Below are 17,415 nucleotides of genomic sequence, written 5' to 3'. Positions count from 1 at the left end.
CCTACCGAGAGAACGCAGCCTACGTGTTGCTTGGAGATCCCGGGGCAGGCAAGAGCGTAGCGTTCGAGACCGAGTGCGCGGCCCACGGTAGTCAGGCCTGCTTGGTGACGGCGCGCGATTTTCTGACCTTCGACCTGTCTGACCATCCCGAATGGGGAGGAAAGATCCTCTTCATCGACGGACTTGATGAGGTGCGGACCGGCGCACATGACGTACGTACGCCATTCGACGCGATCCGTAGGAAGTTGGACAGGCTGGGGACACCCCGCTTCCGCCTGTCCTGCCGCGAGGCGGACTGGCTCGGTGCGAACGATCGGGCCAACCTGAGCACGGTATCTCCCGACACCCACGTGACGGTACTGCGCCTCGATCCGCTCACGGACGACGACATCGAGCTGATTCTGGAATCTCTGGTGGACGATGCCGGGGAATTCATGGCAGTGGCGCGCGAGAAGGGAGTCGATGGACTGCTCAGGAATCCTCAGTGCCTGGCCATGTTTGCAGAGGTGGTCGGGGACGGGAGGGGCTGGCCCGCGAGCCGTCTGGATCTATTCGAGGCTGCCTGCCGTAAGTTGGTTCGCGAACACAACGATGAACACCTCGCCGCGACGCAGTCCAGTCCGGGCGCGCAGGTTGCCACGCCGCAGCCGACGGAGGAGGCCCTGCTCGACGCCGCGGGACGTCTGTGCGCGGTTCAGCTCATTGCCGGCATCGCGGGTTATGCGGTGACGCCAGTAGCGGCGGACGTCGACTATCCCGCAGTCGACGAATGCACTCCTGAACGGGACGGTACGAGCGCCCCCGTTCACGATGTCGGCTGCCGCCTGGGGGAGCTGCGGCGCGTGCTCGCGACGAAGTTGTTCAGCGCGCACGCATCCGGGCACTTCCGTCCGGTACACCGTCACGTCGCCGAGTTTCTCGGCGCCCGGTACCTCGCGCGGTTGATCGGTGGAAGCAGTGCCGACCGACGAAACGTCGGAGGCGGCCTCCCGTGCGGGCGTGTCCTTTCGTTGTTGACGGGCCACGACGGCGTCGTCGTGACGGAGCTCAGAGGTCTGTCCGCGTGGATCGCGGCGCACTCGCGGTTCGCCCGCAGCGATCTCATCGAGCGGGATCCCATTGGCGTCGGGCTGTACGGGGACCTGCACCGATTCTCAGCAGAAGAGAAACGCGCGCTTCTGGAATCCCTGCGGGTCCAAGCGTCCCGTCTGACTTCGGTTTTCGACGCAACCGGGTCCTTCAGTACGCTCGCCGGCACCGGCATGGAGCCAGTCTTCCGCGAGATCTTGACGGATCCCAGTCGATCCGACGATCACCAGGAATTCGTGTATTTCGTATTGCGGATTCTAGCCAAGGGCAAATCCATGCCCGGACTCTCCGGGATTCTCGTCGACGTTGTCCGCGACGAGACACGATGGCCCGGAGTCAACGAGGCAGGTCTCGATGCATTCATCCGTAGCCAGGCGGACGAGCGAGGGAAGACCGCCGCGCTCAAGGAGCTTCTCGTCGACGTGCGGTCGGGCCGCGTGAGAGACCCTGACGACGAGCTTCTCGGAACCCTCCTCGGGCGGCTCTACCCCGACGATTTGCCGCCGTCGGAAGTCTGGGACCATTTCTTCACACCTTCGGAACAGGAACTCTTTGGCGCGTACAGGTCGTTCTGGTGCTGGGACCTTCTGGACAAGTGTTCGGACACCGAGGCTGCAGAGCATCTCGACACGCTGGCGGCGAAGCTTGACGAGCTGCGGCCGGATATGCAGCACCGGGTGTTGGGAGAGACACCCCTGGCGCTTCTGGCGCGTGCACTGCACGCGCACGGCTCTCGGATCGCAACGAGGCGTCTGTACGATTGGCTCGGAGTCGGACTGCCTGCCACAGAACTTGGCTGTCCGAGTACGAGTAAAGGGGCGCGGCAGATTCGGGTCTGGTTCGAGCAGCACGCCGAAATCCAGAAGGCCGTGTTTGCCGAAGGTGTCAAGCGGTACGCCGCAACGGACAACCGTGAATGGGCGGTCGCGTTGCACGGGGTGTTGCGCCACCTGTATGGCGCGACGCTTCCGGCAGACTTCGGCGCGTGGTGCCTGGACCAGGCGATTGCAGCGACTGACGAGCGCGTCTCGAGAATGTACCTTGAGCGTTCCCTTGCCGCCCTGGCCGACCGGACCGGCGATGAGGGACTTTCTTTGGAAGTCCTGTTCGAACGTACGAAAGGCCGTCTAGATCTGGCAGACATCGTCAACAAGTTGGGGACGTGGCCACTCGACGGGCATCTTGAGCTAGTGGCCCGCATCCGCGACAAGCAGCCGGACCAGGAAAAGGTCGAACGTGAACGCCGGGAGTGGATCGAGCACTTTCGCTCCCAGGAAGCCGCATTGCGCGCAAATCGGGGTTCCCCGGCGCTGCTTCATGGAATCGCGCTCGCCTACTTCGGAATCGCAGTGGACGCAATCGGCGACGATCCGATGGCGCGGCTGGCCGGCTGCCTTGGCAATGACCGGCGCCTGATTGAAGTGGCGCTGTCGGCTTTCCGACGGGCAATACACCGCGATGATCTGCCAGACGTTGCCGAGATCATTCGTCTGGATGCTCAGGGCAAGCTGCACTACCTGGCGCTGCCGGTCCTTGCCGGCCTTGCGGAAACGGACCGCGCGGCGACCGAGGCCCTCTCGAATCTGAACGACAGGCAGGTCGGGATAGCGCTGGCGTTCCGCACCTTCGGCGTGTCCGACGGCGCATCCATGTGGTACCGGCGTTTCCTGGCCACGCGGCCCGATGTGGTGGCCGACGTGCTGGTGAAATGTGCGTCAGCGAGGATTCGGAACGGCGGCAAGCATGTTCCAGGCGCTTACGAGCTCGCACACGATGTCCGGCACGCAGATGTCGCCAGAATCGCTTGCTTGCCGCTACTGCGCGCATTCCCGACGCGCTGCACCCTCAAGCAGCTCGACGCGCTGGACGAGCTGCTGTGGGCGGCAATTCAGCACGCTGACGGACGAAGTCTGCAGGATCTGATTGTGGAGAAACTGGCCCGCAAGAGCATGAACGCCGCTCAGCGCGCCCGTTGGTTGATGTGTGGTGTCATTGTTGTGCCGGGCAGGTACGAGCAACAGTTGTGGGACTATGCACATGGGCGAGAGCGGAGAATCCGACAGGTGGCCGCCTTCATGTGTCCGGATCATCCCGGACGATTCTCGGATGGTGGCCTGGGCACGTCGGCGTTGCAACTCCTGGTGAGTCTTCTTGGAAGTTGGTGCGGCCCTGAAGATCGGTCTGGCGCCGGCTTTGTCACACCTGTCATGGATGCATCTCGCGGTGTAGGCAGTTTCATTGGAGAATTGGCCACACGGTCCGGCCCGGAGGCAGGCGCGGCCCTGGACGCGCTGGCGTCCGATCCGGCTCTGTCGCGCTGGCGTCCAGCGCTGATCCGGGCATGCGACGAACAGCACGTGGTCTACAGGGACGCCGCCTACCGGCATCCGGACATCGGGCAGATCTGCCGCACGTTGAACGACGCGTCGCCGGCGAACGCCGGTGACCTGGCGGCGCTCGTCGCGGACCGACTGGAGGAAATCGGTGTGCAGATCAGGAACGGCAACACCGACGACTGGCGGCAGTACTGGAACGAAGATCCGCACGGTCGGCCCACAGAACCGAAACCCGAGAACTCGTGCCGCGATGCGCTGCTATCGGACCTGCGGCAGCGCCTGCCGGAGGATGTGGACGCCCAGCCCGAGGGGCACTACGCGAACGACAAGCGGGCGGACATCCGCATCTCGTGCGGGGGCTACCAGGTGCCGGTGGAGATAAAGAAAGACGCGCATCCCACGTTGTGGAGTGCCCTTCGCGATCAGTTGGTCGCACATTACGTACGCGATCCCGAGACGGACGGCTACGGCATCTATCTGGTGCTCTGTTTTGGCGACGACGAGCGCGGGCGACTACGAACGCCGCCACCGCCATCCGGTACTAGCCCGCGAAGTCCAAGTGAGCTGAAGGAACGCCTGGAGGCCACGCTCACGCGGGACGAGAAGCGCAAGATCGCGGTTTGCGTGATGGACGCCAGTCCCGGCGGCCGCGGTTCGACGCCCTCCGCCCCGTGATGCCATCGGAACCGCGCGAGGCCGCCGGTTCCTTGGCGCAATCCCTTGCCGTCGTAGAATTGCCTATGCGTATCGCACCCGTCATCACCGCATCCTGTCTGCTCCTTGGGGCCGCGGGTCCGGCCGGCGCGCAGCATCCCGACATCGACCGGGAAGTGGAGCGTCTCGTACCGCAGATCACCGAGATTCGGCACCACATTCACGAGCATCCCGAGCTCGGCAACCGCGAAGTGGAAACGGCGGCGCTGGTGGCCGACCACCTGCGAGAGCTGGGGTTCGACGACGTGCGGACCGGGATCGCGCACACCGGCGTGGTGGGGATCCTGCGCGGGGGCAGGCCCGGGCCGGTCATCGCGGTCCGCGCCGACATGGATGCCCTCCCGGTTACCGAGGAGACCGATCTGCCGTTCCGGTCGACCCGCCGCACGACCTATCTCGGACAGGAAGTGGGGGTCATGCATGCCTGTGGCCACGACGTCCATACCGCGGTGCAGTTGGGCGTGGCCTCGATCCTCAAGGCGCTTCAGGACGACCTGCCGGGCACGGTGATGTTCATCTTTCAGCCGGCCGAGGAAGGGCCCCCGCCGGGCGAAAAGGGCGGCGCGGCGCTGATGCTCGAGGAAGGGGTCTTCGACGAACTTCGCCCGGAGGCGATCTTCGGGCTGCACGCCAGCGCCCATCTCGATGTCGGCAAGGCGGTCTACACGCCGGGCGGCGCGCTGGCGGCGGTCGACCACTTCCGGGTCACCATCCGGGGCCGCCAGTCGCATGGCGCGGCGCCCCACCTGGGCGTCGACCCGGTGGTGATGGCGGCCCAGGCGGTCTCCACGCTGCAGACGATTCGGTCACGCAACCTGCCGCCGCTGGCGCCGAGTGTGGTGACTGTCGGAATGATCCGGGGCGGCACCCGTTTCAACATCATCCCGGGCGAAGTCCGCCTCGAGGGGACGGTGCGCACCTATGACCCCGAGGTTCAGAACACCGTGGAGCGCCGGATGCGGGAGATCCTGGATGGCGTTACCCGCGCCGGCGGCGGATCGTTCGAGCTCGACTACGACCGCATTACGCCGGTGACGATCAACGACCTGACGCTGACCGAACGGTCCGTGCCGAGTCTCCGGGATGCCCTGGGCGCGGACAACGTCGCCGTGGCCGACCCCTGGATGGCAGGGGAGGACTTCTCACTGTTCGCGAACGAGGTGCCGGGCTTCTTCTACCTGCTGGGAACGCTCGCGCCGGGCACGACGTCCGGCGATCACCACTCACCCACGTTCCGCGCCGACGACAGCGCCCTGCCGATGGGCATGCGGTCGATGGCCTACTTGCTCTGGGACTATCTGCACGAGCGGAGCGGCCCGTAGCAGCCCGTGGTGAAATCCCGGCTACGTTCGAGCGGCGATGCATCCCAGAGCTGCCTGCTAGGATCCGCCGCGAGGAGGGGCGTCAGATGAGAACGAATCGTCACTTCCCCACCGCGGTTGCCGGGAGGCTCGCGGCCATCATCATTCTGGCGCCGACGTACGCCATGACCGTCACCGCACAGGACCGCATGCCGCCGATTCCGGAAGCGGAGATGACCGAGGCCCAGCGTGCCGCCGTCGAGGAGTTCAAGACCGTCCGCAACCGCACCAGCGTCGGCGGTCCGTTCGTTCCCCTGTTGCGGAGCCCCGAGGTGATGAGCCGCGCCCGCAACGTGGGCGACTACGCCCGCTACCAGACGGCGCTCCCGCCCCGGCTGAGCGAGTTCGTCATCCTGCTGACCGCGCGTCACTGGACGCAGCAGTACGAATGGTACGTCCACGCGCCGATCGCCGAGCGCGAGGGACTCGACCGCGCCATCATCGACGCTGTCGCCGACGGACGCCGCCCCATCGACATGGCGGATGACGAAGCGGCGGTCTACGACTTCGTGCGGGAGCTGTTCCGCACCCAGGGTGTGAGCGATCCCACCTACGCCCGGCTCGTCGACCATCTGGGCGAGCGCGGCGTCATCGACACCATCGGCATCATGGGCTACTACCAGCTCCTCGCGATGGTGATGAACACCGCCCGGACCCCGCTCCCCGAGGGAGTGGAGCCGCCGCTGCCGGCGTTCCCGCGCTAGCGTTCGAGTCCGCTCGTAACAAGCGTGAAGGCTCGCTGCTTGCGAGCGTGCGCACCGCGTGCCGGATGTCGCGAACGCGTGCATCCATGACGCTAGGACAGCGTCAATGCGCGGGAAACAGGGGCTACCCTGGGTCCGTCAGTAGATGGCGACCGGGACGACGGTCGATCCGGTTGCGCCCTGAAGCTTGAGGGGCTGGACGACGAAGGCGAACTCGTAGACGCCGGCGGCGGCCAGCTCGTCCAGCTTCATCCGCTCGACGAGGTGGATGCCGTGGACGACCAGGGCCAGTTGATGGATCGGTAGCGACAGGTTCGGGTCGGGGTTGGGAGAGACCTCCACCGGCTGATTGTCGGCGCCGAGGATCATCGGGTCGTGCTCGATGAGCCATTCGGCCGCAGCGACTCCAATGCCGGGGTTCGTCGCCATGAAACGCTCGCCGTCGGTCTCCCAGAGCACGCCCCATCCGGTGTGAATCAGCACTGCGTCACCTGTTTCCAGCGACACGCCCTGGCGGTCCAGCGCCTGCTGCAGGTCGTCGACCGTGATCTCGTAGGTGTCCGGCAGCATGTCGACGCCCTTGAGCGCGGCGACGTCGATCAGGACGCCTCGCGTCATCAATGTGCCGACGCCCTCGACGCCGAGCCGCGTGAAGCCGGTCCGGGTAATCACCTCGTTCATGTCGACGCAGTTGTAGAGGCTGTCGCCGATGGTCTGGTGTGGGAAGGCGTCGAACTGCGTCCCGACCTGACCCATTTCCGCCACCACCAGCTCCTCGTTCGATCCGCGCCGGTTGCTTTGCGGGTTCATCGTCGTCGGTTTCATGTAGACGTCGAAATGCCGGGCGCCGAGCGGCATCCCACTATGCAGCACCTGTCCCAACTCGATCACACGCCCCTCCCGGATCAGGCCCGCCGCGCGCAGCACCGACTCGGGGCCCATATGGTTGGCGGCGCCGCGCGTGTCGTTGGCGCCCCACTTCGACGGGCAGCGTTCCGCCTCGGAGGGCAGCGACCACGACTGCGCATGCGCGGCCGGCGCGAGAGCGAGTGCGCCGGCGAACAGGGTGAGCAGTGGCAAGAAGGCGATCGGGGCAAGGTGAAGTCGCACGGCGTTCCTCCTGGAGACGTGGGTTCCGACTCTGCCACGCGGCGGCGACGGCGTCAACGGGCCGGATCGGACATAATCACGCGACTCGGCTGAGGGAGATCGACACCATGACACGACGGCGATTGGCGGGAACCAAGCTCCTCGGAGCGTTGGGCGTGCTGGCCCTGTTGGCCACGGGCACGCTGTCCGCGCAGGGCGACGGCGGCTGGACCCACTGGGGCGGCGACGAAGGGAGCTCGCGCTACGCGCCGTTCGATCAGATCAACGCGGGGAACTTCGAGGACCTCGAGGTGGCGTGGGTCTGGCGTGGCGACAACTACGGCCCGCAGGTCGACAACGTCATGCGTTCGACGCCGATCTACGCCGAAGGCAAGCTGTTCGGCGTCGCCGGCTACCGGCGCCAGGTGATCGCCATGGACCCGGAGACGGGCGAGACCCTCTGGACCTTCCGCGAGCCGCCGACGAAGCGCTGGGCGGATTCGATGCGCAAGAACTACGGCAAGGGCGTCGCCTACGATCAGGTGAACGGGGAGGGGCGCATCTACGTCGTCACCCCCGGCTTCTTCCTGCACGCGCTCGATCCCGACACCGGTAAGCTGATCTCCGGCTTCGGCAACAACGGGACCGTCGATCTGCTCGCCGACTTCGGCTACGAGTACCACCCGACGAACGGCCTGCCGTCCGAGGTGGGCTACATCACCAATTCGTCACCACCCATCGTCGTGAACGGCGTCGTCGTGGTGGGGAACTCGCACGAACAGGGCTACCGCCAGACGCGCCACGAGAACGTTCCGGGACACGTGCTGGCGTACGACGCGGCGACCGGAGAGCACCTGTGGAAGTTCAACGTGATCCCGCAGTCGGAGAGCGAGTTCGGCTTCGACACGTGGGAGAACGACGCGTGGCAGTGGACCGGCAACGTGTCGGCGTGGGCGCCGCTGTCGGCCGACTCGGAGCTCGGGCTGGTCTACGTCGTGACCGACCCGCCGACCAACGACTACTGGGGCGGGTTCCATCCGGGCGACAACCTGTTCGCCACCAGCATCCTGGCCCTCGACGTCCGGACCGGCGAGCGGCAGTGGCACTTCCAGACGGTGCATCACGATATCTGGAACCGGGACAATCCGACCGCGCCGAACCTGCTCGACGTCACCATCGACGGCCGGCGGACGCCGATCCTCGTGCAGACGACGAAACAGGCGTTCGCCTACACGTTCAACCGGGAGACGGGCGAGCCGATCTGGCCCATCGAGGAGCGCCCGGTGCCGCGCGGCCATGTACCGGGGGAGTGGTATTCGCCGACCCAGCCGTTTCCGACCAAGCCGCCCGCCTACGACCTGCAGGAGGTGACCGAGGACGATCTGATCGACTTCACGCCGGAGCTGCGGCAGCAGGCGCTCGAGATCCTGAACCAGTACCAGTACGGGTCGATGTTCATGCCGCCGCTCCATCCCGACAACGACCTCGGGAAGCGCGGCGCGATCCACTGCCCCGGTCCGGGCGGGGGAACCAACATCACCGGTGGCACGTCGGCCGACCCGGAGACCGGCGTCCTTTACGCCTCGTCGATGACCTTGTGCGCGGCCCCCATCCTGACGCCCGGCGAAGAGGGTGACGCGGCGGATCCGAATCCCGTCGGCCGGACCATCGCGAAGTACGCGACCGACAACGGGTTCCTGCAGGGGCCGCAGGGCCTGCCCCTCTTCAAGCCGCCCTACGGCCGGATCACCGCCATCGACATGAACACCGGGGAGACGCTGTGGATGATCCCCAACGGCGATACGCCCGACGCGATCCGGAATCACCCGGCGCTTGCCGGCGTGGACCTGCCGAACACCGGCGTGCGGAGCCAGTCGCTCTCGATCGTCACCCGGTCATTGTTGATGTACTCGGAGGGAAGGGGCGGCCGCCCGCTGCTCTACGCGGTCGACAAGCGGACCGGCGACCAGCTCGGCGCCGTCGGGATCCCGGCGCCGGCCACCAGCATCCCGATGAGCTACATGCACGAGGGGCGCCAGTACATCGTCATCCCGATCGCCGGCGGGCCGGATCGATATCCCGGCTCGCTGGTCGCCCTGCGTCTGCCCGAGGCCTGATCGGCGCCCCATCGGGCGCATCTCCACCTACCCCGACGTCGCAGCGTCGATCGGCGCGGTCTGTCAGGCGATCTACCGAAACACGTCGTCGAGGTGGAGCTCGAGGCCGACGAGCAGCGGCGACCGGAGTGTGTCTCGCCGGCCGAAGGTCCGGCTGAGCGCCAGCCGGCCCGCCTTTCGGTGATGGATGGAGACGATCTCGGCCATCGGGTCGACCAGCCAGTACTCCGTCACGCCGTGTCGGTCGTAGAGCTCGCGCTTGACTCCCCGGTCCCTGTCGGCGGTCGACGGCGACAGAATCTCGATCAAGAGGTCAGGCGCACCCTGCACGTTTTCGCCCCCGCTCAGGAGATGCTCGCGTTCCCGGGAAACGAACAGCAGATCCGGCTGTACGACGTCGGTGTCGGACAGCACAACATCGCAGGGAGCGAGCAAGAGCTTCCCCAGTTCGTGGTCGAGGATGAACTGGGTCAGCTTGTAGTACAACCGCCCTTGCACCTCCTGGTGCCTGATGTTCGGGGCTGGAACCATGATCAGATCCCCGCCGAGGAGCTCGTAGCGCTCGTCCTCCGGTGTGGCGCGGTAGTCCTCGTACGTGAACCTGGCGACGGGTTGTGCGGTGGCCAAGTCGGTGTTCTCCGGTTCTTCGATGATAGCGGGTTAGCGACACTCGCGGGAGAACACCTCAGACTCGATCACCACCCCGCAGACGTGGCTGGTGTACTCGAACGGATCGCCGTCGTAGAGAACGAGATCGGCGTCCTTGCCCACTTCGATGGAGCCGACCCGGTCGTCGATTCCGAGGATTCGGGCGGCTCCCAGAGTGACCGCCTCCAGCGCCCCTTCCCGGCCCAGGCCGTTGGCGGCGGCGATGGCGGCTTCCCAGAGCAGCACGCGGGTCTTGGGCACGTAGTCCTCGAAGCCGGTCTGGATCGCGAACGGGATGCCGGCCTCGGCGAGCATGCCGGCCGTCTCGAACGACGCGTTGCGGACGCGGCTCATCGGCGGGTGGACCACGACCGGCACGCCCGCCTCGCGGATCTCGTCCAGCAGCAGGTACGACTCGGCGGCCCCGTCGAGCACGAGATCGAAGCCGAACTCGCGCTGCAGGCGGAGCGCCGCCGCGATCTCGGTGGCGGTGTTGGCGGTGACGAGCAGGGACAACTCGCCGTCGAGCACGCGAACCAGGGCCTCCTTGGCCAGATCGGGAGCCGGCGGCTGCGGGTCGTCCGGCCCGCCCGACGCCGCCCGGCGGGCCTGTTCCTGGTAGGCCTGGGCGCCGATCAGGGCGCCGCGCAGCATGGCCACCCCCTTGGAGGAAGTCCCCGGCGAGTCGAAGTTCGACGTCACCGCGTTGCCCAGGGTCGCCGCCAGCATGCGCGCCGGCACGATGACCGCCTCATCCGTGTTGCTGCCGCGGGGCTTGACGATCATCGTCTGCCCGCTGATCAGGGCTCCGGGGCCATGGCCGGTATGGAGCGTCGTGACGCCGTAAGACCGCACCCACTCGACCAGGGTCTCGGCCGCGTCGTACGCGTCGATGGCGCGCAGCTCGGGCTGAATCGGCGCCGACCGATCCAGTTGATCCTGGTCGCGCACCGGCCCGACGTTGCTGTTCAGGGCGCCGGCCAGGCCGACCACGGAGTGGGCGTCGACCAGGCCGGGGGTTACGACCGCGGCTTCCAGCACTTCGACCCCGGCCGGAATATCCGCGTCGGCGGCCGGGCCCACCCAGTCGATGGCGCCGTCGGCGCCGGCAATGACGACGGCGTCCTCCATCACCGGCCCGGAGACCGTGTGCAGCGTCTCGGCCCGGACCGCCACCTGGCCGGATGCCGCCGGCGCGAGGCTGCCCACGAGGGCCACGGCCAACGCCACGACCAGAGCCGGCAGCGGCGCGCGCGCCTGTCGCGTCCGCCGGCGGCTCACAACCCCTCTCCCGCCAGCAGCTCCCGAAGCGCTGCTTCTTCTTCCGCCGACAGGCGGTAGACGTTGTGCCCGCCCACCGCGTAGCGGCGATGCTCCGGATTCGACCGGTCGAAGATCTGCCGGCCCTCGACCCAGGTCTGCTCCACCTTGGTATAGACGCTGAACGGATCGCCCGACAGCACCACCAAGTCGGCGTCCTTGCCCGCTTCGAGGGAGCCGATGCGGTCCTCGAGGCCGAGCATGCGCGCCGGCGCCAGGGTCAATGCCTCCAGAGCCGCGTCACGCGACATGCCGTTGCGAACCGCGATGGCCGCGCCGCGCAGGAGGAGCCGGGAGTCGGTAATGAAGTCGTCCGTGTTGAACGCCACGTCGACGCCGGCCTGCTCCAGGATCGCACCGATCTCCAACGACCAGTCGAGCGTCTCCTCCTTGCCGCCCGGCGCGTCGATGAAGGTGATCGAAACCGGCACGCCGGCCGCGGCGATCTCGTCAGCCAGCTTCCACGACTCGGTGCCATGCTGGATCACGACGCGGAAGCCGAACTCCTCCCGCAGGCGCAACACCGTGGCGATGTCGTTGTGGCGGTGCGTATGGTGCTGGACGATGCGCTCGCCGGCCAGCACCTCGGCCAGTCCCTCCATGCGCAGGTCGCGCGAGTCCGGCTCGTCGCGATCCGCTCCGGCGCCCTCCCGTTCCAGCCAGGCCTGGGCCTCGTGGTAGAGGCCACGCACGAGCGCCGCGGACCTCGCCCGTGTGCCCGGAAACGGCGGTCCGCTCATCGAGTTCGTGCCGTTCGCCATCTTCATGCCGCCGCACACGTCGGTCGCCGGGTCGTCGCAGAACAGCCAGTCCTCTATCGTGCGGCCTCCGTCACGGAGCTTGAGATAAGTCGTTTGGCCTGACATCAGGTGACCCGAGCCGGGCATCACGTTCACGGTCGTGATGCCGCCGGCCCGGGCGCGCCAGAAACCGTCGGAGGCGATGTCGATGGAGTCCAGCGACCGTACGTCGGGGTGCAGCGGCGATGATCGGTCGCCGCCCGACGCGGAACCGACGTGGGAATGGCTGTCGACGATGCCGGGCATCAGCCACTGGCCCGACAGGTCGTGCTCTACCGCCCCTGCCGGCGTCGCCACTTCCGGCCCGCCGACCTCGACAATGGACCCGTCGCGGACGACCACGACTCCCGATTCGATGGGCGGAACCGCAATCGGAACGACGTAGGCCCCACGGAAGACCTGCACCTCGTCCTGCGCCGCCGCGGGCGGCGGCAGCGCCAGGACGACCAGCGCCAGGGCCAGGGCCAGGGCCAGGACGCGCGTAGGGAAGCGTTGCTGCATGGCGGGCTACTGCCCGCCGCCGGCTGCCGCTTCAAGGACGCGTGCGCCGCCCAGCATGATGGGCATCGAGACGTGTCCCTCGTGGCAGGCGTACTCCCACTTTTCGCCGTCGAGGAACTTCATCGGAACCTCGAAGGTCCACGGGGCGGTCCAGGTCTCCGGGTCGTCGATGGTCGCCTCGTAGAGCAGTGTCTCCGCGTCGACGCGCGTGAGGCGCTCGGTAAGGCGCATCGCGCCGCTGGTCGTACGCCACTGCCGGCGCGCATCGAAGTTCGCGGTCTCGATGACGAGCGTGTCCCCGTCCCAGTGCCCGCGCGATTCACCGGACCACTGCAGCAGGTCGTGCATGGGCCGCCCGTCGAGCGGGACGACCCGCACCGTGTTGACCATCTCGGTGACGAGGGCCACCGTGTCGGGTGTCTGGAACAACTGCATGTTGTTGTTGTAGGCGCTCGGCGTCATCGGCGGTCCGGCGTTGAAGCCGAGGATGCAGCGGTCGTAGGTGCTGAAATCGAGCCAGGAATCGGCCGGCTGGTTGCGCCGGTGTTCGGAATAGGCCTCCGCCCGCGCCTGTCCCTCCGCCGTGCGCGGCGGGTAGCGTCCGGTCGGCGGATCGACGATCAGCGACGTCCGCCCCGTAGTCACCGCTTCGAGTCCCTGATCGAGCCAAGTGTGGTTGTAGGAACCGTTGCCGCCGTCCGGCCGGCGGTCGACGTTCTCGCCCGCCACCGTCCGCTGCGCCGGCAGGTTCAGGAAGTTGTTCAGCCGGTCGAGCGCCTGCTGCTCGAGGTCGGCCACCTCCTCTTCGGTCAGGAACTCCTGGTCAGCGAACTGCTCGGGACGCTCCATGCGCGTGATGCTGCGGTAGTCCCAGACGCCGGTCAGGTCCGGCTGGCCCCAGGCCGTTCGGGGCACGTCGTCCTGCGCGGCGACGGGCGCGGCGATCAACGCCACACCGATCGCAACCGCCAACGCCGTCAGTCGATAGGTCGTCATGGCTTCGCCTCCTCTTCCACGATGTCCAGCGGCTACTCCGCGAGCGGGTGGGGCCGGAGCTGGAAGTGAATAATCGAGCTCCGCGTGCCCTTGCCGCCCTCGATGTGCCAGTTCAGGTTCGAGCCGTAGTTGGCCCAGAGGCCGCGGCCCTTCCAGCCGGCGTCCGGATCGTCAATCCGCCCGTCGAGACCACGCGAGTAGAACCCCAGCGGGTAGGGTACGCGCAGCACTACCCACTCCCCCGTCTCGGGCAGCAACGCCAGAACCGAATCCGACCCGGATCCGGGCGCCATCGGCACGTTCGGGCCGAGGCCCAGCGTGTCGAACTGATCGACCCAGTTGTAGTAGTGGTAGTCCGCGCTCCCCGGATCGGCCACCCCCTTCATCTGGGGACCGGGCGACGGGTAGAGCGTCCAACCCTCCGGACAGTGCTGGCCGGTCGCCTCCGGACCGTTCAGCACCGCGCACTTGCCGCGGTCGAAGCTGGCCATGTGGCCGCTGCCCGAGAGCGCCGTCCAGATGAGACCGTTCCGGTCGACGTCGACGCCGCGTGGCGCGTGCCCGGTCTGGGCCGGATCGACCGCCGGGTTCTCGATCGACGGCGGCTCGAATACCTCCGCGATGCAGGTCTCGGGAGGATTATCGCCCCGGTCGAGGCGGACGAGGCGGCCCGGGAATGGACCCGTCCGCGCGATCCAGGCGGAATCGTCCACGGGACTGGCAATGATCCCATAGGCGAATCCGGCGATGCGCGTGTCGCGCGAGGCGTCGACCGGCTCGTTGGGTTCGTTCCAGGGACGCGTAATCCGGCCGTCGCCGTTGGTGTCGATCACGGTCGGACACCAGCCCTGGGACGCGCGCTCGTCACCCGTCTCGTCGTACAGTTTGGTGTCGAGCCATCCGACGACGTTCGGGTCGCCACTCAGCCAGAGCGTATCCTGCTCGTCCTCGCCGAACTGCAGGTGGTGGGTGCCGTAGCAACTGTCGATAAGCGTGAACGACTCGGAGGACGGATCGTAGTACGAGATCTGCCGCCCGCTCCGGTCGACCGGGAAATACTGCGCCGAGGGGTGCATCGACCCCTGCTTGCACCAGTCCGGATTGTCGCGCCGGCGCACCGTCGAGGTCATCCAGACCCTTCCGTCGGCGTCCATCATCGGGTTGTGCGGGTTGGCCGGAGCATTGAAGATCACCTCGTCCGCCCACGTCGGCGACGGCTCGAAGCCCGGCTCGGTCGGGAAGAACGACGGGACCATTGCCTCGGGCTCGCGCAGCGGGATCTTCAGCTCCATCGACTGGTGGCGGGCCGGATCGGTGACCACGAGCGTGTCGTGCGTGATCGACACGCCATACAGCAAGCCGTTGCCGTTGACGGTCGGATCGCGCTTGTCGGTCGTAATCTCGTCATGGATGTAGGACGTCTCGCCGCCCCACTCCCACATCGTGAGCACCAGGTTGCGCTCGACACCCCGCGGACGCGGCGGGGCCGGGGGCACCTCGCCGGCGGCGATCCGGTCGCTCCAGTCCGCATACATCTCCAGGCCGCGCTGGCGGCCGAACCGGTTCATCACCGCGCTCATCTGCCGGCCGCGCTGGCCGAACAGCAACCGGTGATCCCATGCCGCGACGGTCGAATCGAAGTCCGTCAGGTGGCTGGTGTCGAACGTGAAGCGATTGCCCATCTGGTGGCAGAGCTGGCACCCCTGCTTCGTGAGGTCGACCCACGCGGCCTGGCTGCGGAGATTCTCCGCGATGCCGTTCCCTTCCGGGCCGGTTCCGGGGAACTCGCTCGGCGGCGGCGGCTCGAGCAACGAGTACCAGTAGTTCGCGGGATAGACCTGCGCCGCTTCCGCCGGCGTCGCCGCGGGTGTCGCCTGCAGCGTGAGCGTCTCGCCGGGCTGGGCGGTCACCGGCTCGGAGTCGACCAGACCGTAGCCCCGCACCCAGACGCGGTAGGACGCGGCCGGCAGGTCGGGAACGAGAAACCGACCGTCGTCGCCGGTCACGACGATCTTGCGGAACCGGGTGTCGAGGTCGTCGGTCTCGGCGATCACCCAGATGCCCGCCTCCGGACCGGCGGGGCTCTGCACGACACCAGCCAGGTCTTCACCGTCGGCCGTCAGGTCCGGCGGCTGGACCGCGCCGGGCGTGGCGGCAAAGGCTAGGACGGCAGCGGCAGCCGCTCCCAATCCACCAACCATGAACCGTCCGATCCTCTTCTGGCGCCTCATCTGTTTCCCCCTCCGGGCGTCGCTCCACTGCGCGCTTCTGCCGTACCTCGCTGAGCTCTCGCCGCAGAAGTTCCGCGCCAGCGGAACTTCCAGCGCGCCCGCAAGGGCGCGCTTGCGCCATTCTGCAACGACTGCGCCGCCTGATCCAAGCACGGACTGCCAGTTGCGGGCCGCGGGAATCGCCGTAGAATAGAGTCGCGACCGTACGGGGGGCCGAATGGGGCCGCCACCGCGACCCGGAGCAAGAATCATGACCAATCAGCAGCGACTGTGGGTGGCCGCGATGGCCATCGCAATGATCCCGTTGGGCGTCGCCGACACGGCCGCCCAGGACTGGCCCCAATGGCGCGGCCCGGCGAGGGACGGCGTAGCCAGCGGGTTCGACGTTCCGTCGCAATGGCCGAGCGCGCTGAACCAGCAATGGTCGGTCGAGGTGGGGTTGGGCTACGCCACGCCGGTGCTGATCGGCGACCGTATCTACCAGTTCAGCCGCCAGGGAGACGACGAGGTGATGGCCGCCCTCGACGCCGGCACGGGGGAAACCCTCTGGCGAACCGCCTATCCCGCTCCGTTCAACATGAATCCGTCGACGGCGCGCCACCGTGCGGGTCCGAAGTCGACGCCGACGTACGCCGACGGCCGCCTCTTCACGCTGGGCATGACCGGGACCGTCACCGCGTTCGATGCCTCCGACGGACGGCAGTTGTGGCAGGTCCCCGACACCGGCGCACCCGCCTTCCACACGTCGCAGTCGGCACTGGTCGTCGACGATCTCGTGATCCTGCACGTCGGCGGAGACAACAACGGCCGGCTGAACGCCTTCGACGTCGCCAGCGGCGACGTCCGCTGGACATGGGACGGGGACGGCCCGGCGTACGGCTCGCCGATGCTGTTCGATCTGGGCGGCACGCGGCAGGTGGTCGTCTTCACGCACCGCCATTTCGTCGGCGTTTCCCTCGAGACCGGAGCGCTGCTCTGGAGCCGGCCGTTCACCACGTCGTCCGACACCACGTCGCAGACGCCGATCCTCTACAACGACATGGTGATTCAGCTCGGCCGCGGCAACGGCGTTACCGCGTTCCGGGTTGCGGAGAGCGGCGGAGCGTGGACGACCGAGGATGTCTGGCACACCGACGACGTGTCGCTCCACATGGTGAACGGCGTAGTGGACGGCGACGTCCTGATCGGTCTTTCGCACCTCAACAGCGGACAGTACTTCGGCCTCGATCTCGACACCGGCGAGGTGCTCTGGACGAGCGATCCGCGCCAGGCGGACCATGCATCGATCGCGCGGTCGGGCAGCACGATCCTCTCGCTCGAGGACGACGCCGAGCTGGTGGTGATTGACCACGACCGGACGCGGTTCAACCCGGTGCAGCGCTACGAGGTGGCGGAAAGCGAGACATGGACGGCGCCGACGCTGTCGGGCAACCGCCTCTTCGTCAAGGACGTCTCGACGCTCACGCTCTGGACGCTCGACTGACCGGTTCGTAACCTGGACGCCCTAAG

At 67.4% G+C, this 17,415-nt stretch carries 11 protein-coding genes; 5 read left to right on the top strand and 6 right to left on the bottom strand.

All coding sequences use genetic code 11. The features are described from left to right. Positions 1-101 precede the first annotated feature (101 nt). From F4Y45_18185 to F4Y45_18175, 3 genes are all read left to right on the top strand, one after another. Complete coding sequence (locus tag F4Y45_18185) at positions 102-4,100, top strand: hypothetical protein (protein MXY26436.1); 3,999 nt, start codon at positions 102-104, stop codon at positions 4,098-4,100. Further along, on the top strand, positions 4,100-5,461 hold the full coding sequence (locus tag F4Y45_18180; GenBank protein MXY26435.1) for an amidohydrolase: 1,362 nt from the start codon (positions 4,100-4,102) through the stop codon (positions 5,459-5,461). Before F4Y45_18185 ends, F4Y45_18180 begins: the two co-directional genes overlap by 1 nt. Positions 5,462-5,547: 86 nt before the next feature. Next, on the top strand, positions 5,548-6,204 hold the full coding sequence (locus tag F4Y45_18175) for a carboxymuconolactone decarboxylase family protein (protein MXY26434.1): 657 nt from the start codon (positions 5,548-5,550) through the stop codon (positions 6,202-6,204). Between the two features lie 138 nt (positions 6,205-6,342). Here F4Y45_18175 and F4Y45_18170 read toward each other — a convergent pair whose 3' ends face one another. Beyond that, positions 6,343-7,314, bottom strand: a complete 972-nt coding sequence (locus F4Y45_18170) for a cyclase family protein (protein MXY26433.1) — start codon at positions 7,312-7,314, stop codon at positions 6,343-6,345. A gap of 107 nt (positions 7,315-7,421) precedes the next feature. On the opposite strand from F4Y45_18170, the gene F4Y45_18165 reads away from it, so the two are divergent. Beyond that, positions 7,422-9,410, top strand: coding sequence for a PQQ-binding-like beta-propeller repeat protein (locus tag F4Y45_18165; protein MXY26432.1), 1,989 nt, complete (start codon positions 7,422-7,424; stop codon positions 9,408-9,410). Positions 9,411-9,482: 72 nt separating this feature from the next. On the opposite strand, the gene F4Y45_18160 is transcribed toward F4Y45_18165, so the two are convergent. The 5 genes from F4Y45_18160 to F4Y45_18140 all read right to left on the bottom strand — a co-directional run bounded on the left by F4Y45_18160 (position 9,483) and on the right by F4Y45_18140 (position 15,906). After that, complete coding sequence (locus tag F4Y45_18160) at positions 9,483-10,037, bottom strand: Uma2 family endonuclease (GenBank protein ID MXY26431.1); 555 nt, start codon at positions 10,035-10,037, stop codon at positions 9,483-9,485. Positions 10,038-10,070: 33 nt separating this feature from the next. Next, entirely contained in the window at positions 10,071-11,189 is a 1,119-nt protein-coding gene (locus F4Y45_18155) for an amidohydrolase family protein (GenBank protein MXY26430.1), read from the bottom strand. A gap of 146 nt (positions 11,190-11,335) precedes the next feature. Continuing rightward, the gene (locus F4Y45_18150) at positions 11,336-12,679 is read right to left on the bottom strand and encodes an amidohydrolase family protein (protein ID MXY26429.1); all 1,344 of its coding nucleotides are present in this window, start codon (positions 12,677-12,679) and stop codon (positions 11,336-11,338) included. A gap of 6 nt (positions 12,680-12,685) precedes the next feature. After that, positions 12,686-13,675, bottom strand: a complete 990-nt coding sequence (locus F4Y45_18145; protein ID MXY26428.1) for a hypothetical protein — start codon at positions 13,673-13,675, stop codon at positions 12,686-12,688. A gap of 32 nt (positions 13,676-13,707) precedes the next feature. Next, entirely contained in the window at positions 13,708-15,906 is a 2,199-nt protein-coding gene (locus F4Y45_18140; protein MXY26427.1) for a carboxypeptidase regulatory-like domain-containing protein, read from the bottom strand. A 217-nt stretch (positions 15,907-16,123) separates the two neighbouring features. Here F4Y45_18140 and F4Y45_18135 point away from each other — a divergent pair, with 217 nt between their 5' ends. Then, positions 16,124-17,389, top strand: coding sequence for a PQQ-like beta-propeller repeat protein (locus F4Y45_18135; protein MXY26426.1), 1,266 nt, complete (start codon positions 16,124-16,126; stop codon positions 17,387-17,389). Positions 17,390-17,415: the final 26 nt, after the last annotated feature.

It is taken from the genome of Acidobacteriota bacterium (genome assembly GCA_009838525.1).
GTDB lineage: Bacteria > Acidobacteriota > Vicinamibacteria > Vicinamibacterales > UBA8438 > VXRJ01.
The sequence above is the reverse complement of the archived record's forward strand: the minus strand, read 5'-3'. Positions and strand labels throughout refer to the sequence as shown.